19 protein-coding genes and 1 pseudogene are annotated in these 25,472 nt (G+C 69.3%); 10 read left to right on the forward strand and 10 right to left on the reverse strand.

Annotated elements, in window-relative coordinates; all coding sequences use genetic code 11:
- Window positions 1-322: 322 nt before the first annotated feature.
- From OK345_RS01305 to OK345_RS01335, 7 genes are all read right to left on the reverse strand, one after another.
- Entirely contained in the window at window positions 323-1,168 is an 846-nt protein-coding gene (locus tag OK345_RS01305) for an ABC transporter permease subunit (protein ID WP_265126089.1), read from the reverse strand.
- Entirely contained in the window at window positions 1,165-2,076 is a 912-nt protein-coding gene (locus tag OK345_RS01310; protein WP_265126090.1) for an ABC transporter permease subunit, read from the reverse strand. The genes OK345_RS01305 and OK345_RS01310 overlap by 4 nt, the downstream gene beginning before the upstream one ends.
- The gene (locus tag OK345_RS01315) at window positions 2,073-3,212 is read right to left on the reverse strand and encodes an ABC transporter ATP-binding protein (RefSeq protein ID WP_265126091.1); all 1,140 of its coding nucleotides are present in this window, start codon (window positions 3,210-3,212) and stop codon (window positions 2,073-2,075) included. Before OK345_RS01315 ends, OK345_RS01310 begins: the two co-directional genes overlap by 4 nt.
- A 385-nt stretch (window positions 3,213-3,597) precedes the next feature.
- Entirely contained in the window at window positions 3,598-4,716 is a 1,119-nt protein-coding gene (locus OK345_RS01320; protein ID WP_265126092.1) for a polyamine ABC transporter substrate-binding protein, read from the reverse strand.
- 77 nt (window positions 4,717-4,793) lie between these two features.
- Window positions 4,794-6,158, reverse strand: a complete 1,365-nt coding sequence (locus OK345_RS01325; RefSeq protein ID WP_265126093.1) for an aspartate aminotransferase family protein — start codon at window positions 6,156-6,158, stop codon at window positions 4,794-4,796.
- Window positions 6,159-6,300: 142 nt separating this feature from the next.
- Window positions 6,301-7,689 carry a glutamine synthetase family protein gene (locus OK345_RS01330; RefSeq protein ID WP_265126094.1) on the reverse strand — a complete coding sequence of 463 codons (1,389 nt, stop codon included), beginning with the start codon at window positions 7,687-7,689 and terminating at the stop codon, window positions 6,301-6,303.
- A gap of 4 nt (window positions 7,690-7,693) precedes the next feature.
- Window positions 7,694-8,449, reverse strand: coding sequence for a gamma-glutamyl-gamma-aminobutyrate hydrolase family protein (locus tag OK345_RS01335; RefSeq protein ID WP_265126095.1), 756 nt, complete (start codon window positions 8,447-8,449; stop codon window positions 7,694-7,696).
- A gap of 156 nt (window positions 8,450-8,605) precedes the next feature.
- Between OK345_RS01335 and OK345_RS01340 the strand changes: the two genes are divergently transcribed.
- From OK345_RS01340 to OK345_RS01350, 3 genes are all read left to right on the forward strand, one after another.
- Window positions 8,606-9,985 carry a glutamine synthetase family protein gene (locus OK345_RS01340; protein ID WP_265126096.1) on the forward strand — a complete coding sequence of 460 codons (1,380 nt, stop codon included), beginning with the start codon at window positions 8,606-8,608 and terminating at the stop codon, window positions 9,983-9,985.
- Between the two features lie 8 nt (window positions 9,986-9,993).
- A complete protein-coding gene (locus OK345_RS01345; RefSeq protein WP_265154829.1) occupies window positions 9,994-11,286 on the forward strand; it encodes an NAD(P)/FAD-dependent oxidoreductase in 1,293 nt (430 codons plus the stop codon).
- Window positions 11,287-11,367: 81 nt separating this feature from the next.
- Window positions 11,368-12,717, forward strand: coding sequence for a GGDEF domain-containing response regulator (locus OK345_RS01350; protein ID WP_265126098.1), 1,350 nt, complete (start codon window positions 11,368-11,370; stop codon window positions 12,715-12,717).
- A gap of 85 nt (window positions 12,718-12,802) precedes the next feature.
- Here the strand turns inward: OK345_RS01350 and OK345_RS01355 are convergent, their stop codons facing one another.
- Window positions 12,803-14,113: an MFS transporter gene (locus tag OK345_RS01355; protein ID WP_265126099.1), complete on the reverse strand. Its 1,311-nt coding sequence runs from the start codon at window positions 14,111-14,113 to the stop codon at window positions 12,803-12,805.
- Between the two features lie 150 nt (window positions 14,114-14,263).
- Here OK345_RS01355 and OK345_RS01360 point away from each other — a divergent pair, with 150 nt between their 5' ends.
- From OK345_RS01360 to OK345_RS01375, 4 genes are all read left to right on the forward strand, one after another.
- Entirely contained in the window at window positions 14,264-14,728 is a 465-nt protein-coding gene (locus tag OK345_RS01360; protein WP_265126100.1) for a DUF1203 domain-containing protein, read from the forward strand.
- Between the two features lie 270 nt (window positions 14,729-14,998).
- Entirely contained in the window at window positions 14,999-16,972 is a 1,974-nt protein-coding gene (locus tag OK345_RS01365; RefSeq protein ID WP_265126101.1) for an oleate hydratase, read from the forward strand.
- A 352-nt stretch (window positions 16,973-17,324) separates the two neighbouring features.
- The gene (locus OK345_RS01370; RefSeq protein WP_265126102.1) at window positions 17,325-17,759 is read left to right on the forward strand and encodes a PepSY domain-containing protein; all 435 of its coding nucleotides are present in this window, start codon (window positions 17,325-17,327) and stop codon (window positions 17,757-17,759) included.
- A 274-nt stretch (window positions 17,760-18,033) separates the two neighbouring features.
- A complete protein-coding gene (locus tag OK345_RS01375) occupies window positions 18,034-19,152 on the forward strand; it encodes a baeRF11 domain-containing protein (RefSeq protein WP_265126103.1) in 1,119 nt (372 codons plus the stop codon).
- A 225-nt stretch (window positions 19,153-19,377) separates the two neighbouring features.
- Here the strand turns inward: OK345_RS01375 and OK345_RS01380 are convergent, their stop codons facing one another.
- Both OK345_RS01380 and OK345_RS17745 read right to left on the reverse strand, forming a co-directional pair.
- Complete coding sequence (locus tag OK345_RS01380) at window positions 19,378-19,968, reverse strand: universal stress protein (RefSeq protein WP_306332079.1); 591 nt, start codon at window positions 19,966-19,968, stop codon at window positions 19,378-19,380.
- 67 nt (window positions 19,969-20,035) lie between these two features.
- Window positions 20,036-20,305 (reverse strand): annotated as a pseudogene (locus OK345_RS17745) (universal stress protein); the annotation flags it as partial.
- A 317-nt stretch (window positions 20,306-20,622) separates the two neighbouring features.
- Here OK345_RS17745 and OK345_RS01390 point away from each other — a divergent pair.
- From OK345_RS01390 to OK345_RS01400, 3 genes are all read left to right on the forward strand, one after another.
- The gene (locus OK345_RS01390) at window positions 20,623-21,114 is read left to right on the forward strand and encodes an RNA polymerase sigma factor (protein ID WP_265154828.1); all 492 of its coding nucleotides are present in this window, start codon (window positions 20,623-20,625) and stop codon (window positions 21,112-21,114) included.
- A complete protein-coding gene (locus OK345_RS01395; RefSeq protein WP_265126107.1) occupies window positions 21,111-22,166 on the forward strand; it encodes a FecR family protein in 1,056 nt (351 codons plus the stop codon). Before OK345_RS01390 ends, OK345_RS01395 begins: the two co-directional genes overlap by 4 nt.
- Window positions 22,167-22,363: 197 nt before the next feature.
- Entirely contained in the window at window positions 22,364-25,393 is a 3,030-nt protein-coding gene (locus OK345_RS01400) for a TonB-dependent receptor (protein ID WP_265126108.1), read from the forward strand.
- Window positions 25,394-25,472: the final 79 nt, after the last annotated feature.

The raw sequence follows: 25,472 nt of genomic DNA on the forward strand, positions 1-25,472 counted from the left end.
CTCCCTGTATCCATCCGCATTGTGGCCGACACCGCGTTGGCGGGCCGTCAAGCGCGGCGCTACCCGCGCTCGCAACGCGTCCCGGCATCCGCTGCGGTGGCCGCGTGCTCGCGCAGGCGCGTCATCGCGATCCAGCAGCGCGTCCATGCACGGCGCGCCGGGGTCGTCGCGCTGCGGGAACGGCGGCAGGCAACCGCCGTGCCGTTCGCTGCCGACGACCGGCAACCTCGTTGCTTTGTCCAGGTCGATGTCCGGACAGGCCGCGGCGGCAGGGCCGCGATCTGTCCCGTCGTCCCCGTCAGCGCCGGCCGCAGGACGGCCTTCAACCGTTCTCCTGCTGCGCCAGCGCCATGTCGCGCTGCCGGCGCTTCTCGGCGCGGGCCATGATCCACCAGCCCGCCACGGCGGCGATCGACACCGCCAGCACCATCAGCGTGGCCAGCGCATTGATCTTGGGGCTCACGCCCATGCGCACCGAGGCGAAGATCTTCATCGGCAGCGTGGTCGAGCTGGGGCCGGCGACGAAGCTGGCGATCACCACGTCGTCCAGCGACAGGGTGAACGCCAGCAGCCAGCCGGACACCAGCGCCGGGGCGATGATCGGCAGGGTGATCTGGAAGAACACCTTGAGCCGGTTGGCGCCCAGGTCCATCGCCGCCTCTTCCAGCGAGCGGTCCAGCTCCTGCAGGCGCGAGGACACCACCACGGTGACGAAGGAGATGGTGAAGGTGACGTGCGCGATCCAGATCGCCACCACGCCCTTGGACGGCAGCCCGAACAGCCCGCCCATCGACACCAGCATCAGCAGGATCGACAGGCCGATGATGACCTCGGGCATCACCAGCGGCGCGGTGACCAGCGCGCCGAACAGGGTCTTGCTGGGAAAGCGCCTGAAGCGGGTCATCGCCATCGCCGCCATGGTGCCGATCACCATCGCCGCGGTGGCGGTCCAGAACGCGACTTTCAGGCTGATCCACGCCGCCTCCAGCAGTTGCCGGTCGCGGAACAGTTCGCCGTACCACTTCACCGAGAACCCGGCCCACACCGTCGCCAGCCGCGACGAGTTGAACGAGTACAGCATCAGCAGCAGGATCGGCAGGTACAGGAAACCGAAGCCCAGGGCCAGCACACCCCAGCCCAGCCATGGGCGGCGCCGCGCCATGCTCATGTCAGCTTCCCTTCCAGCGCGCGCTGCTGGTGGCGGTTGAAGATCAGGATCGGGACCAGCAGCAGGCCGAGCATGACGATGGCCACGGCCGCGGCGGCCGGCCAGTCGCGGTTGTTGAAGAACTCGCCCCACAGCACCCGGCCGATCATCAGCGTGTCCGGCCCACCCAGCATTTCCGGGATGACGAACTCGCCCACCGCCGGGATCATCACCAGCATGCAGCCGGCGATGATGCCGCTGCGCGACAGCGGCAACGTGATCTTCAGGAACGCCTTCCACGGCCGGGCGCCCAGGTCGTAGGCGGCCTCCAGCAGGCGATGGTCCAGCTTGACCAGGTTGGCGTACAGCGGCAGCACCATGAACGGCAGGTAGCAGTAGACGATGCCGATGTAGGCGGCCGTGGGGGTGTAGAGGATGCGCAGCGGCTGCTCGATCGCGCCGATGGCCATCAGCCAGCGGTTGAGGATGCCGTTGCTGTCGAGGATGCCGATCCAGGCATAGACCCGGATCAGGAACGAGGTCCACGACGGCAGCACCACCAGCATCATCGCGATGTTGCGGGCCGACGGCGACATCCGCGAGATCACGTAGGCCATCGGATAGCCGATCAGCAGCGTCAGCAGGGTCGAGACGACCGCGATCCTGATCGAGCTCAGGTAGGCCATCACGTACTGGCTGTCGGTCACCAGCGCCACGTAGTTGCCCAGGTTGAGCTTGAGCGTCAGCGCGCTGTCGACGTACTCGACGATCGCGCTGTACGGCGGCATGGCCATGGCCGTCCGCGAGAACGAGATCTTCAGCACGATCAGGAACGGGATCGCGAAGAACAGCAGCAGCCACAGGTACGGCACCGCGATCACGCCGCTGCGCGCACCGGGCAACCAGCGCTTCCAGCCGGCCGCGTTCATGAGGTCAGCACCACGCCGTCGTTGTCGTCCCAGGACACCCAGACCTGGTCGTTCCAGGTGATGCCGTCGCTGTCCCAGCGCTTCATGTTGGCGAAGTTGGACAGGATCTTGGCACCGCTGGGCAGGCGCACGTGGTAGACCGAGTGGCTGCCGAAATAGGCGATGTCCTCGACCGTGCCGCGCGCCTTGTTGTTGTCGCCTTCCGGCTCGTCCTTGCCGATGTGCACCTTTTCCGGGCGCAGCGCGAAGGACACCGGCTGGCCCTCGTAGCCGGTGATGCCGTGGCCGATGTAGATCGGCGCGGGGAAATCCGGGGTGCGCACGGTGACGTATTCCGGCAGGTCCTCGTCGATCACGCCCTCGATCAGGTTCACCGAGCCGATGAAGCCGGCGACGAAGCGGTTGGCCGGCTGCTCGTAGATGTCGTCGGGCTTGCCGATCTGCTGGATCCAGCCCTGGTCCATCACCGCGATGCGGGTGGCCATGGTCATCGCCTCTTCCTGGTCGTGGGTGACCATGACGCAGGTGACGCCGGACTGCTCGATGATGTTGACCAGCTCCAGCTGCATCTTCGAGCGCAGCTTCTTGTCCAGCGCGCCCATCGGCTCGTCCAGCAGCAGCAGCTTCGGCCCCTTGGCCAGCGAGCGCGCCAGCGCCACGCGCTGCTGCTGGCCGCCGGAGAGCTGGTGCGGCTTGCGCCTGGCCAGCTGCTGCAGCTGCACCAGTTCCAGCATCTCGGCCACGCGGCGGGCGATGGCGTCCTTGGCCATGCCGTCCTGCTTCAGGCCGAAGGCGATGTTCTGCTCCACGGTCATGTGCGGGAACAGCGCGTAGGACTGGAACATCATGTTGATCGGGCGCTCGTACGGCGGCAGCTCGTCGATCGGCTGGCCATCGAGGAAGATCCGCCCCCGGGTCGGGGTCTCGAACCCGGCCAGGCAGCGCAGCAGCGTCGACTTGCCGCTGCCCGACCCGCCCAGCAGCGCGAAGATCTCGCCCTTGCGGATCTGCAGCGACACGTCGTCCACGGCCACGAAGCCGTCGAACTCCTTGCGCACGCCCTGCAGCGACAGGTAGCCCTCGTCGCCGGCCGCCGTGGCCGGGGTGCGTTCCGATGCTGTCTCGCTTGCTGCCATAAGCCTCTTCTCGACCCGAAGGAAGCGGAAACGGTCACCCGCGCCCGATGCCCGCCGGCAACACTACCGGCGGTACATGATCGCAAATGGAAAGGATTGCTGCATTGCCGCAAACCAGCATCCGGGCGGCGGCGGGAAGCGCGGAAACGGAAAGCCGCGTGGGTGCCGGGCCGACGCCGCCGGCAACGCCAAGGCGCCGGTCAGGCAGCCGGCGGCATGCGGAAAGGCGGATCGGCAAGCACGGCGGCATCCATCGTCTCCCTGTCGCATATCGGCGGGAACGGCGGGCTCGTGCCCCTCCACGGCGAGGGGCGGAGCCGTGGCCGGCACCCGTGGGAACGGATGCCGGCCGTTGCTGCGGGCAACGGCAGCCGGTTCTTCCGGCTCAGCGCCCGGTCTTGATCTCGGTCCAGAGCCGCGTGTACAGCTTGTCCACTTCCGGGGTGTTGATGGCGTAGGTGAACATCCTGGCCGCCACGTCCGCCGGCGGATAGATGGTCGGGTCGTTGCGGATGGCCTCGTCCACCAGCGGCGTGGCCGCGCTCACCGGGTTGGCGTAGTGGATGAAGTTGGTGTTGGCCGCGGCCACTTCCGGCTGCAGCAGGTAGTCGATGAAGGCGTAGGCCGCTTCCGGGTGCTTGGCGTCCTTCGGGATCGCCAGCATGTCGAACCACTGCGGCGCGCCCTCCTTCGGGATCGAATAGGCCACTTCCACGCCGTTGTCGGCCTCCTCGGCGCGGTCGCGGGCCTGGATGATGTCGCCCGACCAGCCCACCACCAGGCAGGTGCTGCCGTTGGCCAGCGAGCCGACGTACTGCGAGGAGTGGAAGTTCTGCACGTAGGGGCGGATCGACTTGAGCAGGTCGGCGGCCTTCTGGATCGTCGCCGGGTCGTTGCTGTGCGGGTCCTCGCCCAGGTAGTGCAGCGCCACCGGGATCATGTCCGACGGGGTGTCGAGGAGGGTGACCCCGCAGTCCTTCATCCTGGCGATGTTCTCCGGCTTGAACACCAGGTCCCAGCTGTCGGCGATGTCGGTGCTGCCGCCGAAGCGCTCCTTGAGCTTGTCGACGTTGTAGCCGATGCCGGTGGTGCCGATCATGTAGGGCACGCCGTACTCGTTGCCCGGGTCCTGGGTGGCGATGCGCTTCATCACCTCCGGATCGAGGTTGGCCAGGTTCGGGATCTTGCTCTTGTCCAGCGGCAGGAACACACCGGCCTGGATCTGGCGGCCGAAGAAGTTCAGCGTCGGCACCACGATGTCGTAACCGCTGTTGCCGGTCAGCAGCTTGGTCTCGACCATCTCGTCGCTGTCGAACACGTCGTAGGTGACCTTGATCCCGGTCGCCTTCTCGAAATCCGGGATGGTGTCCTCGGCGATGTAGTCCGAGTAGTTGTAGACGTTGAGGAGCTTGTCCTCGCCGGCGCCGGTCTTGGCGCCCTGCTCGCTGCCGCAGGCGGCCAGCAGGGAGGCGGCGATGCCGAGGGTCAGGATGCGCAGCTTCATCGGGTTCTCCAGTCGTGATCCGGGAGTGAAGGGAGCCGGCCGGGCCGGGCGACGGCGCCAGCGTAACGGCGGGCGGCCTATTTGCCCAGCGTCGCGGCGGTTTCCTGCAGCGCGGCCCAGGCCTTGTCGAACAGCTCGTCCACCTGCGCGCGCTCGATCACCAGCGGCGGTGCCAGCAGCATCGCATCGTGGGTGGCGCGCAGGATCAGGCCGTGGCGCAGGGCGATGTCGCGGCACAGCGCGCCGACCCGGCCGCGGTCGGGGAAGTAGCCGCGCCGGCGCTTGTCCGGCACCAGCTCCAGCGCCCCCATCAGCCCGGCGATGCGCGCCTCGCCCACCAGCGGGTGCTCGCCCAGTTCGGCCCAGCGCTGCGCCAGATAGGGCGCGATCTCGGCGCCGGCGCGCTCGACGATGTGCTCGTCCCGCAGGATCCGCAGGTTCTCCAGCGCCACCGCCGCGCACACCGGGTGCCCGGAATAGGTGCAGCCGTGCGCCAGCTCTCCGCCCTGCTCCTTCAGCACGGTCGCCACGCGGTCGTTGAACATCGCCGCGCCTAGCGGGATGTAGCCGGAGGTGATGCCCTTGGCCAGGGTCATCACGTCCGGCTGGAAGCCGAAGTACTGCGAACCGAACCAGCGCCCGGTGCGGCCGAAGCCGCAGATCACCTCGTCGGCGACCAGCAGCACGTCGTACCTGCGGCAGATCCGCTCGATCTCCGGCCAGTAGCTGCGCGGCGGGATGTAGACGCCGATGGCGCCCATGACCGGCTCGCCGATGAAGGCGGCCACCCGCTCCGGCCCCAGTTCCAGGATCCTGTCCTCCAGCCGGCGCGCCGCCAGCAGCCCGTACTCCTCCGGGTCCAGGTCGCCGCCGTCGCCGAACCCGTACGGCGGGTCGATGTGGTGGATGTCGGGGATCGGCAACCCGCCCTGCTTGTGCATGCCCTTCATCCCGCCCAGGCTGGCGCCGGCCAGGGTGGTGCCGTGGTAGCCGTCGTGGCGGCCGATGAAGATGCTCTTGCGCGGCTGGCCCTGCACCGCCCAGAAATGCCGCACCAGCCGCACGATGGTGTCGTTGGCCTCCGAACCGGAATTGGTGAAGAACGCGTGGTTGAGGTCGCCCGGCGCCAGTTCGGCCAGCTGCGCCGCCAGCTCGATGGTCGGCTCGGTGGTGCACTGGAAGAAGCTGTTGTAGTACGCCAGTTGCTGCATCTGCCGCGCCGCGGCCGCGCCCAGCTCGGGGCGGCCGTAGCCGATGTTGACGCACCACAGCCCGGCGAAGGCATCGAGCAGCTTGTTGCCATCGGCATCCCATACGTAGCAGCCCTCGCCGCGGGTCAGGATGCGGGTGCCCTTCTTCGCCAGCACGGCGTTGTCGTTGAACGGATGCAGGTGGTGGGCGGCATCGAGCCGTTGCAGGGTCTGGATGTCGAGCTGGGTCATGGGGACTCCATGGCGATGCCGGTCATCGGTCCAAGTATTCACACCTGACGTCGGAGCGTGCCGCTCTCCCGCCCAAGGCTCCAGCAGCAACGCTTGATCGCGACTTGCGTCGCTCCTGCACGTCGCTCCCGCGGGAATGGCGTCAGACGTTCAGCAGCAGGAACTCCCGTTCCCACGAGCTGATCACGCGGAAGAACGTTTCGTACTCCTTGCGCTTGACCGAGATGTAGGCGCGGACGAAGCGCTGGCCCATCAGTTCCTGCAGTTCCGGGCAGGTTTCCAGCCCGTCCAGCGCCTCGCCCAGCGAGCGCGGCAGGTCGTAGCCCAGTTCCTTGGCGCTGCCGCTGATCGGCGGCGTCGGCTGCAGCTTCTCGCGGATGCCCAGCAGGCCGCAGGCCAGGGTGGCCGCCATCGCCAGGTAGGGATTGGCGTCCGAACCGGCGAAGCGGCTTTCCACCCGCATGTTCTCCAGCGAATCGATCGGCACCCGCAGCCCGCAGGTGCGGTTGTCGAACCCCCAGTGCACGTTGCTCGGCGAGACTTCGCCGAACACCAGCCGGCGGTAGGAGTTCACGTTCGGCGCGAAGAACGCCATCGCCATCGGCACGTACTTCTGCAGGCCGGCCAGGTAGTGGCCGAACAGCTCGCTGTACTCGCCCTCGCGCTGCCCGCTGAACACGTTGTGGCCGTCGGCCTCGCGCACCAGGCTCTGGTGGATGTGCATGGCGCTGCCCGGCTCGGTCTCCATCGGCTTGGCCAGGAAGGTGGCGTAGATGCCGTGGCGCATCGCCGATTCGCGCATGGTGCGCTTGAACAGGAATACCTGGTCGGCCAGCGACATCGCATCGGCGTGGGTGAAGTTGACCTCCAGCTGCGCCGCGCCGGATTCGTGGATCAGGGTGTCCACGTCCAGCTCCATCGCGTCGCAGTAGTCGTACATCAGGTCCAGGATCGGGTCGAACTCGTTGACCGCGTCGATCGAGTACGACTGCCGCGCGGTCTCCGGCCGCCCCGAACGCCCGGCCGGCGGCAGCAGCGGGAAGTCCGGGTCGGTGTTCTTCTGCACCAGGAAGAACTCCACCTCCGGCGCCACCACCGGCCGCAGGCCGATCTCGGCGAAGGCCTGCAGCACCCGCCGCAGCACGTTGCGCGGCGCCAGTTCGTGCGGCTGCCCGGCCTTGGTGTAGCAGTCGTGGATGATCTGCGCGGTAGGGTCGGTGGCCCAGGGCACCATCCGCACCGTGTCCGGGTCCGGGCGCAGGATCATGTCCGAGTCCGACGGCGAGGTCAGCTCGTAGTAGTCGTCCGGGTAGTCGCCGGTGACGGTGGTGGCGAAGATGCCCTCCGGCAGGCGGGTGCCGTAGTCGTGGGAGAACTTGTCGGCGGGGATGATCTTGCCGCGGGCGTTGCCGGTGAAGTCCGGCACCAGGCATTCCACCTCGGTGATGTGCCGCTCCTTGAGCCAGCGCAGCAGCGAGCTTTCCGGTTGCACGGGGGCGGCGGCCTTGCGGGAGCGCGGCTGGGGTTTCATGGAATCAGCTTCTTTTCCGGGTCTGGTAGCGGCGACAGGCCTCGCCGAAGGCATGGAAGATGCCGAGGTTGAGCGGGTCTTCCAGCACCCGCCACTCCGGATGCCACTGTACGCCCAGCAGGAACGACGGGCCGGGGCCGCGGAAGGCCTCGACCAGGCCGTCGGGCGCGGTGGCCTCCACCGCCAGCCCCTCGCCCAGCCGCGCCACGCCCTGCCCATGCACCGAGTTGACCCGCACCCGCTCGCGCCCGGCGATGGCGGCCAGCAACCCGCCGGCCACCAGCGCCACCTCGTGCGCCGGACCATACTGCACCTCCACCGGCGCCTGCGGGTCCTCGCGGTGGTCGGCCAGGCCATCCACCTCGTGCACCTTTTGATGCAGGCTGCCGCCGAAGGCGACGTTCACTTCCTGGAAACCGCGGCAGATCGCCAGGATCGGCATGCCCAGCGCCAGCGCCTGCGGGATCAGCCCCAGCACGTTGTCGTCGCGCGCGGGGTCGTGCGGGTTGCCCGGCCAGCTGTCCCCACCGCCATAGCGGTGCGGCTCGATGTTGCTGGTGGCGCCGGTGAGCAGCAGCCCGTCCAGGTGCGCCAGCCAGTGTCGCGGCGGCAGCGGCGGTTGCAGCATCGGCAGCAGCAGCGGCGTGGCCGCGGCCGCATCGACCACCGCGCGGACGTACTTCTCGCCCGTCGCCAGGAACGGGTGGTGTCCGATCGGTTTGCGGTCGGTAGGCAGGCCGACCAGCGGAGGACTGGCCATGCAAGAGGCTCTGATGGCTTGCCGGCAACTTACCCCCGCCTCCCCCGTTCGCGCAACACGACAGCCCGCTGCGACCGCTGTCCGGTGCCGGTGCTCACTTGCCGTGTCCTGCACATGCGCCTGCTAAGCTGCCTGCGCCGCGGCACGGATATCGCCATGACCGACTCCGACGCTTTCCCGCACCTGCCTGCGCTGGACCTGCAGACCCTGCGGCAGATCGGAAACTGCCAGCTGGTCGACCTGCTGCTGCCCGACGGCAACGGCCTGCTGCGCGGCAAGCGGGTGGCCGCCGAGGCGCTGGACAAGGTGTACCGCGACGGCATCTGCCTGCCGATGTCGCTGATCGCCACCGACATCACCGGCAATACCGTCGAGGAGACCGGGCTGGGCTACGACATCGGCGACGAGGACCGGATCTGCCGGCCGGTACCCGGCTCGCTGCGACCGGTGCCGTGGGCACCGCAACCCTCCGCGCAGCTGCTGCTGGCGATGGAGGACGACCGTGGCGGCGCGTTCGAGGCCAATCCGCGCCACCTGCTACAACGCGTGCTCGGGCGCTTCCGCCAGCGCGGGCTGACCCCGGTGCTGGCGGTGGAACTGGAGTTCTACCTGTTCGACGCGGTGGCCGACGCCCGCGGCCGGCCGCAACCCACCCGGCACCCCACCAGCGGCGAGCGCGCCACCAGCACGCAGGTCTACTCGATGGACGACCTGGACGCGCAGCGCGCCTTCACCGATGCGGTGACCGCCGCCTGCCGGCCACAGCGGATTCCCGCCGACGCCGCGGTGGCCGAGTACGCGCCGGGCCAGTTCGAGATCAACCTGCGGCATCGCGCCGATGCGCTGCTGGCCTGCGACGAGGCGGTGCTGCTCAAGCGCACGATCAAGGCCATCGCCCAGCAGCAGGGCCATCTGGCCAGCTTCATGGCCAAGCCGTTCGCCGACCAGGCCGGCAGCGGCATGCACCTGCACGTGAGCCTGCTCGACGACCGCGGCGACAACGTCTTCGCCTGCACCCCCGGGGCCCCGGCCACGGCCTTGCGCCATGCCATCGGCGGCCTGCAGCGCAGCCTGCGCGACTGCCTGCTGCTGTTCGCACCGCACGCCAACAGCTACCGGCGCTTCGTCGCCAACGCCTTCGTCCCGCTCGACGACAGCTGGGGCTTCAACAACCGTACCGTGGCCCTGCGCGTGCCGCACAGCGACCCGGCCAATACCCGGATCGAACACCGCACCGCCGGCGCCGACGCCAACCCCTACCTGGTGGCCGCCGCGGTGCTGGCCGGCATCCTGCGCGGACTGGACGAACAATGCGACCCCGGTCCGCCGGTGCGCGGCAACGCCTATGCGCAACAGCCGGCGCAGGGCCCGGACTGGCGCGGGGCGATCGCCGACTTCCTCGCCAGCGGATTCGTCGCCGCGCAGTTCGGCGAGCGCTTCCGCCACATCCATGGCCAGCAGAAGCTGAAGGAGCTGCGCGACTTCCAGGCCCAGGTGGGCGACCTGGACTACGCCTGGTACCTGAGGACCGTATGATGGCGGCGGTGTCTTCCGTTCCGCCCCCGCACGACTACCCGCCCAGCTGGTATGCCGCCAGCGAGCCGGCCCTGCCCCCGCAGCCGCCCCTGCGCGGCGAGGCGCGCGCCGACGTCTGCATTCTCGGTGCCGGCTACACCGGGCTGACCGCGGCGCTGGCGTTGGCCGAGGCCGGCTACCGCGTCACCGTGCTCGAGGCCGAGCGCATCGGCTGGGGCGCTTCCGGGCGCAACGGCGGCCAGGCCATCGTCGGCTACGGCTGCGAGCAGGACACGCTGGAGCACCTGCTCGGCCCGGCCGAGGCGCGCCTGCTGTTCGACTTCTCGCGCGAGGGCATGCGCCTGCTGAAGGGCCGCATCCAGCGCCATGGCATCGAATGCGACTGGCGCGACGGCCACGCCCACGTGCCGATCAGGCCGCGCCAGGAACGCGCCCTGCGCGCCGGCATCGTCGAGATGGCGCAGCGCTACGACTATCCGCTGCAGTGGTGGGACCGCCAGCAGCTGCGCGGGCAGCTGGCCAGCGAGCGCTACCTGGGCGCGATGTACGACGCCGCCAGCGGCCACCTGCACCCGCTGGCCTACGCCTGCGGCCTGGCCCGGGCCGCGCTGGCCGCGGGCGTGACCATCCACGAACATTCGCCGGTGACGCGCCTGCAGCACGGCCGGCAGCCGGCGCTGCATACCGCGCACGGCCGGGTCGACGCCGATTTCGCGGTGCTGGCCGGCAACGCCTGGCTGCGCGGCATCGCCCCGGAACTGGAATCGCGGGTGATGCCGGTGGGCACCTACATCGGCGCCACCGTGCCGCTGGGCGCCGACCGCGCACGCGCCCTGATCGGCAACGACATGGCCGTGGCCGACGTCAACTGGGCGCTGGACTACTTCCGCCTCAGCCGCGACCATCGCCTGCTGTTCGGCGGCCGCGCCAGCTATTCGTCGCTGCCGCCGCCGGGCCTGCGCGGGGCGATGACCCGGCGCATGCGCAAGGTGTTCCCGCAGCTGGCCGACGTGGAAATGGAATACGTGTGGGGCGGCTACGTGGACATCACCCGCAACCGCGCCCCGCACTGGGGCCGGCTGGCACCGAACGTCTACTTCGCCCAGGGCTTTTCCGGGCACGGCGTGGCCACCACCGGGCTGGCCGGCGAGGTGATCGCCGAGGCCATCGCCGGCCAGTCGCAGCGGCTGGACCTGTTCGCCCGGATCCCGCACCGCCGCTTCCCCGGCGGCCGCGCCCTGCGCACCCCGCTGCTGGTGGCGGCGATGTCCTGGTACAAGCTGCGCGACGCGCTTTGGTAGGCCCCGCCCGGGCGCGCCCTCAAGTTCCGGCGCCCGTGGCCGCTATCTGTTGCGACATCCTGCAAGCCGACACAACCGACCATGCCTGCATTGCTGCAGACCGCATTCGACTGCGGCCCGGCACCACTGGAAGAAGCCCTGCCCCAGCGCATCCTGCTGGTGGAGAACTCGCGCACGTTCACCCACATGCTGCGCGAGGCGATCGAACAGCGGCTGGAGCTGCCGGTGAGCGTGGCCTCCACCCTGGCCGAGGCCGGCGAACTGCTGGACCGCGAGCAGGGCTGGTTCCTGGTGCTGACCGGGCTGGTGCTGGCCGACGGCGACCGCGACCAGGTGGTGGAGTACTTCGTCTCGCGCGGGCTGCCCACGGTGGTGGTGAGCGGCGTCTACGACGAGGACCTGCGCAAACGGGTGCTGCAGCAGCAGATCATCGATTACGTGCTGAAGAACACCCCCGGCAGCATCGACTACCTGGTGTGGCTGGTGCAGCGCATGGAGCGCAACCGCCGCATCGCCGCGCTGGTGGTGGACGACTCGCCCTCGGCCCGCGCCTATGCCGCCTCGCTGCTGACGATGTACGGCTACCACGTCACCGAGGCCGCCGACGGACCGGCCGGGCTGAAGGCGGTGGAGGCCGACCCGACCATCCGGCTGGCGGTGGTGGACCAGGAAATGCCGGGCATGGAGGGCGTGGAGTTCACCCGCCGGCTGCGCGCGATCCGCTCGCGCGACAAGGTGGCGGTGATCGGCATTTCCGGCAACAACGACGCCTCGCTGATCCCGCGCTTCCTCAAGAACGGCGCCAACGACTTCCTGCGCAAGCCGTACTCGCGCGAGGAATTCTTCTGCCGGGTGTCGCAGAACGTGGACCAGCTGGAACTGATCGGCACGCTGCAGGACCTGGCCACGCGCGACTTCCTCACCGGCCTGCCCAACCGCCGCAGCTTCCTCGAGCACAGCCAGCGCCAGCTGCCGCAGCTGCAGTCCGAAGGGCGGCAGGTCGCGGTGGCGATGATCGACATCGACCATTTCAAGCACATCAACGACACCCACGGCCACGAGGCCGGCGACCAGGCGCTGCGCGCGGTGGCGGCGGTGGTCAACGCCCACGCGCGGCCGCAGGACCTGTACGCGCGCTTCGGCGGCGAGGAGTTCTGCCTGCTGGCGCCGGGGCTCGATCCCGCCAACGCCGGCGCCTATTTCGAGCGCCTGCGCCAGGCCATCGCCGCGATCCGCCTGGACCTGGGCACCACCGTGCTGCGCATGACCGCCAGCATCGGCGTGTGCAACCTGCGTGCGCGGCACGACTCGCTGCACGGGCTGATCTCCGAGGCCGACCGCCAGCTGTACCTGGCCAAGGCCGCCGGCCGCGACCGCGTCAGCCATGCCGATGCGCCCGTGGGCCGGGCCGCGGTGCGGGCCGCCGGCTGAGCCGGGCCGCTGCGGCTATCGCCGGTATTGTCCATGGCCCGCACAGCTGCGGGCACGGGGGAACGCAACCGGCCGGAGCGCTGGCTCAGGCGCCGCTTGCGCCGGGCACCGCCCCATGCCGGGCACGCCGGCCGATCGCCAGCAGCGCCAGCGCGGTGAGCGCGGCGGTCGCGCACAGGTAATAGCCCACCGCCGCCAGCCCGTGGCGTTCGGCCAGCCAGGTGGCGGCATAGGGCGCCGGCGCCGCGCCGAGGATGCCGGCCAGGTTGAACGACAGCGACGAGCCGGTATAGCGCACCTGCACCGGATACAGCCCGGCCAGCATGGTGCCGCACGGGCCGTAGGTCAGTCCCATCAGGAACAGCCCCAGCGCCAGGAACGCCAGCACCTGCAACGGGTGCCCGGCCTGGAACAGCGGCGCGAACAGCAGCCCGAACACGAAGATCGCCGCGGTGGCGAACAGCATCGCGGTCACCGTGCCGCGGCGGTCGCCGTAGATCGCCGCCAGCGGGATGCCGCCGGCGAAGAACAGGATGCCCAGCATCTGCAGCATCAGGAACGCCTCGCGGTCGTAGCCCAGCGTCGAGGTGCCGTAGCCCAGGGTGAACACCGTCATCAGGTAGAACAGGACGAAGGTGGCGAACGCGGCCAGCGTGCCCACCACCAGCGCGAACGGGTGCTCGCGCACCACCGTCCAGACCGGCAACCGCACCCGCTGGTTGCGCTCCAGCGCCCGCCGGAAGTCCGGCGTCTCGTGGATGTTCAGCCGCACCCACAGCCCCACCGCCACCAGCAGCGCGCTGGCCAGGAACGGCACCCGCCAGCCCCATTGCAGGAACTGCGCGTCGCTCATGCAGCGCCCCAGCAGCAGGAAGGTGCCGGCCGACAGCAGGAAGCCCAGCGGCGCCCCCAGCTGCGGGAACATGCCGTACCACGCGCGCTTGCCCGGCGGCGCGTTCTCGGTGGCCAGCAGCACCGCCCCGCTCCATTCGCCGCCCAGCCCCAGCCCCTGCCCGAACCGGCACAGCGCCAGCAGCACCGGCGCCAGCAGGCCGATATCGGCGTAGGTGGGCAGCAGCCCGATCACCACGGTGGACACGCCCATGGTCAGCAGCGCCGCGACCAGCGTGGCCTTGCGGCCGATGCGGTCGCCGAAGTGGCCGAACACCGCCGAGCCCACCGGCCGCGCGACGAACGCCACCGCGAACGTGGCCAGCGACTGCAGCAGCGCCGCGCTGTCGCTGCTGGCCGGGAAGAACAGCTTGGGGAACACCAGCACCGCCGCCGTGGCGTAGATGTAGAAATCGAAGAACTCGATGGTGGTGCCGACCAGGCTGGCCATCAGCACCCGGCGCGGCGAATTGGTGGCGGCAGTGGCGACGGCGGCGACGGTCATGGGCACGGACGGAAACGGGAGCGGCCGATTCTGGCAGATCGCCCGCCTCCGCGAACGCCGGCCGGGCAGCGGATGCGACGTCCGTTTGCGGCCAGACAAGCGGCCGCGAAGGCGCCACGATCGCGCTCCCTTGAACACCTGGAGCCCGTCATGTTCCGCATCGAAGCCCTGCCCCTCGCCCCGTTCCTGCCGCTGCTCGCCTGCTCCGACGCCGAACTCGCCGCGCAGGGCGCCGCCCGCGTCGTTGCCGACGCGCCCACCGGCTATCCGTGCCGGGTCAGCCTGACCGACGCCACGCCCGGCGAAATGCTGGTGCTGCTGCCCTGGCCGCACCAGGACCACGACACCCCCTACCGCGCGTCCGGCCCGGTCTTCGTGCGGCAACTGGCACGGCAGGCGACGCCACAGACCGACGAAGTCCCGGCTTTCCTGCTGCGCCGTTCGCTGTCGGTGCGCGCCTACGACCAGCGCCACTGGATCGTCGCCGCCCGGGTCTGCACCGGCCAGGACCTGGCGGCGACCGCGACGGAACTGTTTGCCGATCCGCGCGTGGGTTACCTGCACCTGCACAGCCCCGGATACGGCTGCTACCTGTGCCGGGTACTGCGGGCCTGAGCGACGCGCCGGCGCCCGTGTTCGTTCCTGTCCTCGTCCACCCGGCCCCGCTCCGCCGCACCGGCGCGGATGCGGCGATCGGTCGCACCGGCGCCGTATCGCTTGCGGCAACAGGCCGCGCTCCGCCCCGCTCGGCCAGGCTTCACGGACGGGTAACACCGCCGCCTGCCACGCCCGCTACGCTCGGCCTGATTCCGACGTCCCTGCGGGCCCGGCTGCCGCCCGGCCCGCACCGGCGGCGGACCCGCACCCCCACGCAGGAGCACTCCCATGACTGGATCGTCCACGCCGAAGTTCGAGCACGAACCCGACGCCACCCGCCGCTACTGGCACAACAGCCCCGCCAACACCCTGCCGCCGCCGGACATGGTCGGCAACTACCAGCGTTTCAAGCCGCTGCCCACCGAAGGCATCGAATCGCGCCGGGCCTGGATCGTCGGCGGCGGCATCGCCGGCATGGCCGCCGCGTTCTACCTGATCCGTGACGGCCACATGCCCGGCGAGAACATCACCCTCATCGAGGGCCTGGACATCGAGGGCGGCTCGCTCGACGGCTCCGGCAATCCCGAGGACGGCTATCTCGTGCGCGGCGGCCGCGAGATGAACTGGAACTACGACAATCTCTGGGACATGTTCCAGGACGTGCCGGCGCTGGAGCTGCCCGAGGGCTTCAGCGTGCTGGACGAATACCGCCTGGCCAACGATGCCGACTCCAACTGGTCCAAGTCGCGGCTGATGCACCAGCAGGGCCGGGTGGTCGAGGACTTCGCCAGCTTCGGCCTCAGCAAGAAGCAACAGTGGGAAGTGGTCAGCCTGCTGCTCAAGCGCAAGGACGAGCTCGACGACCTGACCATCGAGGACCATTTCAGCGAAGGCTTCCTGCAGAGCAAGTTCTGGTTCCTGTTCCGCTCGATGTTCGCCTTCGAGAACTGGCACAGCCTGCTGGAGATGAAGCTGTACATGCACCGTTTCCTCGATTCGATCGACGGCTTCGGCGACATGTCCACGCTGGTGTTCCCCAAGTACAACCAGTACGACACCTTCGTCACCCCGCTGATCCGGCTGCTGCGCAGCAAGGGCGTGCAGGTGCGCTTCGGCACCAAGGTGCTGGACATGGATTTCGACGTGCAGGGCGAACACCGCACCGTCACCGCGCTGCACACCCGCACGAAGGACGGGGACGGCCGCATCGAGGTCGCCGCGCGCGACCTGGTGATCGCCCTGACCGGCTCGATGACCGAGGACACCGCCTATGGCGACCTGGACAACGTGCCGGTGCTCCAGCGCCGCGAAGGCGGCCCCGCCGAGGACAGCGGCTGGGCGCTGTGGCGCAACCTGGCCAGGCACTCGCCGGTATTCGGCAAGCCGGACAAGTTCTGCGGCGACATCGACCGCTCGATGTGGGAATCGGCCACCCTGACCTGCAGGCCCTCGCCGCTGGTGGACCGGCTGCGCGAACTGTCGGTCAACGATCCCGCCTCCGGCCGCACCGTGACCGGCGGCATCATCACCTTCACCGACTCCAACTGGGTGCTCAGCGTCACCATCAACCGCCAGCCGCACTTCCCCGGGCAACCCGGGGACGTGGTGGTGATGTGGGTCTACGCCCTGCTGATGGACCAGCCCGGCAACTTCGTGAAGAAGACCATGCCCGAATGCACCGGCCGCGAGATCGTGGCCGAGCTGTGCTACCACCTGGGCATCGCCGACCGGCTCGACGCCATCGTGCCGCACACCAAGGTGCGGCTGGCGCTGATGCCCTACATCACCGCCCAGTTCATGCCGCGCGCGGCCGGCGACCGCCCGCGCGTGGTGCCGGCCGGCTGCACCAACCTGGCCCTGGTCGGCCAGTTCGTGGAGACCGCCAACGACGTGGTGTTCACCATGGAAAGCTCGGTGCGCACCGCCCGCGTGGCGGTCTATACCCTGCTCGACCTGCCCAAGCAGGTGCCCGACCTCAGCCCCACCCAGTACGACATCCGCAGCCTGCTCAAGGGCGCCCGCGCGCTCAACAGCGGCGAGCCCTTCCCCGGCGAACGCCTGCTGCACAAGCTGCTGGACGACACCTACTACGCCCACATCCTGCCGCCGCTGCCGAAGAACGAAGGCGAATCCACCCGGCGCGAGCGCCTGGAGGCCGAACTGGCCGGCCTGCGCGACAAGAGCGGCGCGATGCTGCAGGGCGTGGCGCAGTGGATCGAACGGTTCGGCAACCAGCTGCGCAAGGGACGCGACAAGGACTGAGCCCTGGCCCCGGCGGGCCGGATCGCGGAATCGCAGGATGGAAGAGGCACCCCGGCGCCTCTTCCATCCGCCTGCGACCTGCCCGGGAGACGGCGCTTGGCGCCCGTTGCCGCCCTCTCCGGCTTCAAGGCCTCGCAGGCGTCGAACCGGCCCGCTTTCCCTGCGGCCGGTCTTTGCCCGTATCCGACATCGTGAACGGCGGCGCGGATGCCTTCAACGATCCTGCACATCGGTGAACCCCGCATGGGCTCGGGAATGGCAACGGCGGCCATTTCACGACCTGATCGCGGCGAAGGCGTCTAGCGTGTCGGGCATGCGGGAAAACACGCATTCGCCCCCAGGAGAAAGCACGATGACCCACCGACATTTCCGTATCGCACTGCTGGCCGCCGCCGCGACCGTCGCCGGCACCGGACTGGCGCAGGCGCAGGACGCCCTGACCGCACCGCAGGTGCGCGCGCAGCTGGAAGCGCAGGGCTACACCAAGGTGCACGACATCAAGTTCGATGACGGCATGTGGGAGGCCGATGCCACCAGCGCCGACGGCAAGCGCGTCGACCTGCGTCTGGACCCGCGCACCGGCACCGTCTACCCGGACACCGCGGTGTCGCAGCTGAGCGAGGCCGACATCCGCGCGCAACTGTCCACCGCCGGTTACAGCGACGTACACGACGTCGAGTTCGACGACGGGCTGTGGAAGGCCGAAGCCAAAGACGCGAACGGACGGAAGGTCGACCTCCGCCTGGACCCGGCCACCGGCGCGGTGATCGGCCAGGACCGCGACTGAGCACGGATGCCGGGATCGGGTCCCGGCACCCGGCAAGCGGACAGGGGCGCCCTGCCTGCGAGGGCTGAACGCGACAGGAGAACGTGAGGTCCTTCCGGTTGACGGTCTTGTCCGCCGATGCATGCGACCCCGTCCACAGGCAAGGATGCGCGTTGACGCCGGGGATCGCCGCACATGGCGCCACCCGGCTACCGAACGAACGGTTTTCCGCCTGATGCCGCGTTTCCCTGCCGGGTCGGGCAAGCCCTCCCCCATCTGGCGAAGGAAGAATCCCATGCTTTATCTCGACACTCCGACGGCACGTGACTTGTCCACCCTGAACGGATTGCGTGCGGACGTCTGCGTTCCGATCTATCTGCCGACGACGCCCATCACCCAGGACATCCACAAGGCACGCATCGGGCTCGCCAACCTCGCCAAGGAGGCGGTCGGACAGCTTCGTGACGGGGGAACCGACAAGCGGCGTCTTGCCGCGCTCGAGGAGCATCTGCACGACCTTGCCGATGACGATGAGTTCTGGCGCTTCCAGGCGCATAGCCTTGCCGTCTTCGCCACCCCGGATTCCCTGCGCACATTCCGCCTGGCCAACACGCTGAGCGAGGCCGTGGAAGTTTCCGACCGCTTCCACCTCAAGCCGCTGATCCGCGCCATCACCTTCCCGCACGCGGCCTACGTGCTGGCGATCTCGGAGAACGACGTCCGGCTGGTCGAGGTCTCGGCCGACCTGCCGGCGACGACGGTGAAGGTGCCCGATCTGCCCAGGGACGCGGCCAGCGCCGTCGGCAAGTCCACCATCAACGACCGCTCGCCGAGCGGGCGCGTGCAGGGCAACGAGGGGCAGAAGACCCGTCTGGCGCAGTATGTGCGCAAGGTCGATGCCGCCCTGCGCCCGATCCTCGCCGGCAGCGACCTGCCCGTCGTTCTCGCCGCGACCCAGCCCGTGGAGGCCATCTTCCGTTCTGTGAGCTCCATCGCCGCCCTGCCGCAGGCCATATCCGGGAGCCACGACAGGACCAGCGACGCCGATCTCGCAAGCGCCGCGCGCCCGATCCTCGATGCGTACTACGCAGGGCAGATCGCGGACTTCAGGGCCCTGTTCGAAACGCGCAGGGGCCAGCGCCGCGCCACGACCGATATCTCCGACGCCGCACGGGCGGCGACGTTCGGCAACATCGACCAGCTCCTGGTCGACATCGACAATGTCGTGGACGGGAGCGTGGACGAGGAAACCGGCGAGGTGACGTTCGACGGGGCCGGCGATGCCCGCAACTACGGCATTGTCGACGAGATCGCCGGCCGCGCACTGCGCTCGGGCGCGAAGGTGCTCGGGGTACGCAAGGAGGATATCCCCGAGGAAAAACCGCTCGCCGCGATCCTGCGAAGCCCGCTCTGACCGTATCCCGGAAAAGTTGGAGCAGAAGCCGTCGGGGCCGCGACGCCGCCTGTGCGGCCGGTCCTCCATCAGCTTCGCTGTCGTGAAGTGCTTCGCTGCTTCCTGGCCCGCAGCCGCGCTACGGGCCGGCGAATCGTCGGGAAACCGTCCTCGCACGGCCGACTTCCGCCGCGGACGGTTTCCGCCGCTCACGCTCCTGGAGCGGATTCCGCGCGCCGTCTCCCGTCATGGTCGACCGGTCGCCACCAGAACATCGCACGCGGCTTCCACGATCAACCGCCGCGCCACGCTGCCGAGCACGGCTTGCAGCGCGGCGCCGCGCCCGTGCGACCCCAGGGCCAGCAGGTCGACGCGCGCGCCTCTGGAGAAGCGCACCAGGGCCGGACCGGGCTCGCCGTCGAGGATGCGGACCGGGAGCTTTCCCGCTCCCGGGATGTCGCGCTGGAATGCGGAAAGCGCCTCGCGCGCCTGTCCGGCCAGCGCCGCGTGATATCGATCGATATCGGCCTGCGCCATCCCGGCGCGCAACATCGCCTGCTGGAACGGGAGAGGCACGCCGACGGCCTGGACCAGCTGCAAGGCGGCGTCGGGAGCCAGCCTGCGGGCCTGGGAGACCGCGCCTGCCGATTGCGGTGAGCCGTCGACGGCCACGGCCACGCGCCGGTAGGGACCTGCCGCTGGCCTCCTGACCACGAGCACCGGGGCGGCGGAGGTCCTGATCACCCTGTCCGCGTTGGAGCCCAGGATCCTGGCCTTGAGCGTGCTGCCCTTGCCCGGCCCCACCACCACGACATCCGCGCGGCGCGCGCGCGCCACCTGCGCGGATGGTCCCGTGCGGCGATCCGAACGCCACCTGCACCTCGGTCCGCGGCGTCCGGCCGTTCTCGGCCAGCGACGCCTCGATGGCCGCGACCGTCTGTCGTTCGAGCCTTGCCCTCAGTTCGCTCTCGGCGAGATCCAAATGGGCGGCGGCCGCCGGCACCGGTTCCGCCTCGATGACGTGCAGCACGACCAGCCGGGCCGCATGCGCGCTTGCCAGCTGCGACGCCCGGGCCAGCACGACATCGCTGCCGGCTTCGAGATCGAGGGCGGCAAGGACCGTACCTATCTTTTCCATCGTCGCCGCCTCCCGCGTCATCGGTTGTCCACGCATGGACACCTGCGTCGGATCATCATAGGCGAAGACTTCGGCATGACGGCCAGGCTCGACGACGGCGAACAGGATCCGCCTGGCGGTGCCCGAAGCCCGTGATCGCCGGCGAAGCAGCCCCAAGGTGTGGAAGGTACCGGCGGGGACCGGGAGGCGTTGCGGATTCCCGTGACGGCACGGGAAGAAGATGCCTGCGGCAAGCCACGGCAGCTGCCGCAGGCACGCCGTCACCGTACGGTCATGCCACGGCACTAGCCTGCGCGGCACTCCAGGGGAAAGGCGGCAGCGTGCCCGAGCAGCCACAACGGGGATTGGCGCGCATGTTCGCGCAGCACGGGCCGGTACTGCGCGGTTTCTTCGCCCGTCGCGGCGCGAAGGACGAAGCCGAGGACCTGGTGCAGGAAACCTACCTGCGGCTGCTGCGGGCGCACCAGTGCCAGGGTGATGCGATCGCCAATCCCGAGGCGTACCTGTTCACGGTCGCGCTGAATCTCGCGCGCGAACAGGCCGCGCGCCGGCGCCGGCCGCTGCTGCCGATCGAGGAACTGGAGAACACCACCGCGCTGCTGGCCGCCACCGAAAGCGTCGAGGACGCAGCCGAACGCGCGCAGCGCCGGCAACGCCTGCAGGATCTTCTCGCCACGCTGCCCGGGCACACCCGCGCGGTGCTGGTGATGCAGTACCGCGACGGCATGAGCTACAAGCAGATCGCCGAACGCCTGGGCGTGTCCTCGCACATGGTCAAGAAGCACGTGGTGCGCGGGCTTTCCGTGTGCCGGCGGGCCCTGGCCGACACCGCGGAGGCGTGGTGAGCGAGGCCAGGCCACATCCGCGCATCATGCACGAGGCCGCCCATTGGCATGCGTTGCAGCGCCAGGGCGAACTGAGCGCGACGCAGCAGGCGCGCTTCATGGACTGGCTGCTCACCTCGCCCGGCCACCTGCGCGAGTACCTCGCGATCTCCCGCACCGCCGGAGAACTGCGCGATGCCATGCAGGGGATGCCGGTCGACCTGGAGGCGCTGCTGGCAAGCGCGCCCGTGCAGGCAGTGGCCGACAACGTCGTCGCGCTTCCGGCCCGGCGCACTGGGCCGGAAACCGCCGCTCCCCGTCGTCGCCGATGGCGGATGCCGCGCGCTGCGGTGGCGGCGTTCATGCTGCTCGGCGTCGGCATCGCGGCACACATCGCCTGGCCGCAGCAGCAACAGTACGCCGCGGCGCACGGCGCGCCGCGGACCTTCGAACTGCCGGACCGCAGCGTGGTGCACCTGAACGCGGAGAGCGAACTGTCGATCCGCTTCACCCTGTTCCAGCGCCGAATCGAACTGGCGCGCGGACAGGCGAGTTTCGTGGTCGCCGCCGACCGCCGGCCGTTCGCCGTGCATGCCGCCGGCCTGCAGGTGCGGGACATCGGCACGACCTTCGACGTATCGCTGCTGCGCGAGCAGGCCCGCATCGGCGTCGCCGAGGGCCGCGTGCAGGTGCTGGGCGAAGCCGGCAATCGCCGTCCGCTGGCCGACCTGCGCGCCGGCCAGAGCGCGCGCATCGACTACCACGACCATGCCGTCGACATAAGCCGCGAGGATGTCGACACGATGACCGCCTGGTGGCAGCGGCGCATCGTGTTCCGCGATGCGCCGCTGCGCGAGGTCGCCGACCAGTTCAACCGCCTCAGCGCCGTCCGCCTGCGCGTGGACGATGCCGCCGCCGGCGCGTTGCGCATCACCGGCAACCTGAGCGGCGACGACCTGGAATCGCTGCGCGCGTTCCTCGACCAGCAACCCACGCTGCGCACGACCATGGCCGCCGGACAGATCGCGGTGCACACCCGCCCGCCGGAAGCCGGCGATGCGCAACGGCATTGAACCCGGCCGCGTGGCGTAGCCCGTTTTTCCCGCCCGCACGCCGACACGGCGATGGCGGAGATCGCGGCACCGGCCGGCGGTGTCAAAAAAAATTCATCGAAACAGCGGTGCCCGATCGGCCCTGTCCGCCGTCGTAGTCCAGGCATGCGCGATCACCCAGGTGTCGCCATGCCCCTGCCACCCCACCGGAAACCACGATGCGCCGAATTCTGTTCCTCTCGATCGCCGTTGCCCTGCAGACGCCCTTCGCCGCCGCCGTCCACGCCCAGGAATCGCGCGTGGCGAGCGCCGCCATCCCCGCGCAACCGCTGGACAGCGCGCTCAACGCACTCTCGCGCCAGACCGGGCTGCAGTTCGTCTACAGCGCGCAGACCGCCGGCAACCCGCAGACCCGGGCGGTCCCCGCGGGGTTGCCGCCGGAGCAGGCACTGGCGCAGCTGCTCGCCGGCACCAGCCTGCACCATCGCTTCCTTACCCCCACCACGATAACCATCGAAACCGAGGCCGCCCCGGCCATGCCGCCCGAGTCCGCGGCGCCGGCAGCCGTACCGTCCGCGGCGACCGGCGTGGAGGCGCAGCAGCTGGACAGCGTGATGGTGGTCGGCAGCTACAGCCGCAGCCTGGAGCAGGCGGTGGACATCAAGCGCGCGAACATCGGGTTCTCCGATTCCATCGTCGCCACCGACGTGGCCGACTTTCCGGAGCAGAACCTGGCCGAGGCGCTGCAGCGCATGCCCGGCGTGACCATCGAGCGCAGCAAGGGCCTGGGCAGCAAGGTCAACGTGCGCGGCCTTCCCTCCGAATACACCCATGTCTCCATCAACGGCCTGGCGACGGCATCGGGCAGCGGCGGGCGCGATGTGGAATTCGACATCTTCGCCTCCGAGATCATCCAGCAGGTGACGGTGCAGAAGTCGCCGACCGCCGCCGACGAGGAAGGCGGCATCGCCGGCTCGGTGCAGATTTCCACCGCGCGCCCGTTCGACTACCAGGGGCGCAAGCTGGTGGTCGCCGCGGAAGGCGCGCACAACTCCATCTCCGGCGAGACCGACCCCAAGTTCTCGTTCCTGGCCAGCGACACCTGGGGCGACTGGGGCGCGCTGGTGTCCTTTTCCCGCGCGCAGCGCACCAACCGCACCGATTCGACCTCGGGCATCAACTTCCGCCCGATGTCGCGTTTCCTGAGCGCCTCGGACGGCCGCGGCGCGCAGGCCCAGGCCGTGCTCGAGCGCGACGCCGGCGTGCTCATCAACGACCGCACCGACCCGGCCGAATCCAACCTGATCGTGTTCCAGGACAAGGTCGGCGACCGCGTCTATGTCAACGACCAGGACAAGTGGGGCGCCACCGCCTCCCTGCAGTACAAGCCCAGCAGCAACTTCAGCCTGACCTTCGACGCGATGGTGGGGCGCTACGACACCACCGAGGACGAGTACGACGCCGCCGCCTATTCCGCATCCAGCCGCAGCACGCTGGAGACCATCCACGAATACGACGACACCACCCTGTCCGAATACGGCATGGTCGTGCTCCGCGACGTGTCCTACACCGCCACCCAGCACGAGTTCCTGAGCAAGGAACGCATCAACAGGACCGACTTCAGCCAGTACAGCCTGGCGCTGGACTGGAAAGGCGACAGCTGGAGCGTCGATGCCATGCTCGGCTACTCCGGCGCCAAGAAGACCTCCGACTTCGCCAACCTGAAGCACGTCGCCTACGCACCCTCGCGCACGCGCTGGACCGGGAAAAGCGGCGAAACCGTGCCCAGCGCCGATCCGGACACCATCGACATGTACGACGCGGCGGACAGGTACCTGTTCGAGGCGTACGAGACCACGCTGGAAAAGGTGACCGACGACAAGTACGTGGCCCGGCTCGATTTCGACAAGTCGCTCGACCTGGCGTTCCTGCCGGCACTGCGCCACCTGCGGTTCGGCGCACGCTACACCGACAAGTCGAAGGAGCGCGAATACGGCGAATCGAAGATCACCGGGCCGGGCGCCGGCGACACCTCCTGGGTCAACACCCGCACCCTGGCCGACAGCCCGCTGCAATGGATCGACGACATCGTCCCCGGCGGCGCCTACGGCATGAAGGGACTGCGCTGGCAGCAGGTTTCCAACGGCTACGCCCGCGACTTCTTCCGCTACCCCGGCTTCTTCACTCCCTTCGAAGAAGGCCAGTACTACCGGGTCGACGAGGAAGTGGCCAGCCTGTACGCGATGGCCGATTTCGGCTTCGACCTGGGCAGCGTGCCGGTGGCGCTGAACGCGGGCGCACGCTACGTCGACACCTCGGTGCTGTCCTCCGGCTACCACCCGGTCCAGTACCCGGACGGCACCACCGGGTACACCGACACCCCGGTTTCGCGGAAGGGCAGCTACAAGGACGTCCTGCCCAGCATGAACATGACCGCCGAGCTGTCCCACGACCTGCTGCTGCGCGCGGCGGCATCGGAAACCATGATCCGTCCCTCGCTGACCGACATCGCCTACAAGCGCACCGCCAGCTGGAGTTCGTTCCGCTTCACCGACGGCAACCCGGACCTGAAACCCACCTATGCCAGGCAGTGGGAAATCGGCCTGGAGAAGTACCTCGGGAACGGAGGGCTGCTGGCGGCGTCCTACTTCCACAAGAAGATCGACGGCGTCGTCATCAATTCGCTGACCGGCGTGGTCGAGGACGTGGCGGTCTACAACGCCAACGGCACGCTCAACGGCTACTACGACTTCGACGTCTACCAGCCGGTGAACGCCAGCGGCTCGTACGACGTCGACGGCATCGAGCTGATCGCGCAGCTGCCGCTGGAAACCCTGCACAGCTCGCTCAAGGGCTTCGGCATCAATGCCAACTACACCCTGCTGGACAGCTCGCTGGCCGGCGAGTCCGACCTGGGCATCCGCACCCCCATGCCCGGCCTGGCCGAAAAGACCTACAACCTCACCGTGTACTACGACAACGACCGCTTCGACGCGCGCGTGTCCTACAACCGCAAGGGCGAGTACGTCGAGGCCATCGGCTACGACATGTACCCGATCTGGCGCGATGCCTACGGGCAGCTGGACCTCTCCATCGGCTATCGCCTGGCCCGCAACGTCAAGCTGAGCCTGAAGGGCATCAACATGACCAACGCGGCCACCAGCGGCTACACCATGGACCCGTCCTTCCCGACCATGTACGAGCGTTCGGGCCGCCGCGTCAGCCTCGGCGTCCGGGCCGACTTCTGAGTCGCGCCTCCCGACCCGGCTCGTCCGGCCTGGCGATCCAGCGGATCGCCAGGCTTCCCCCATGGCATTCCGCAACGCG

Origin of the sequence: Xanthomonas chitinilytica (assembly GCF_026107455.2) — a bacterium.
Lineage (GTDB): Bacteria > Pseudomonadota > Gammaproteobacteria > Xanthomonadales > Xanthomonadaceae > Stenotrophomonas > Stenotrophomonas chitinilytica.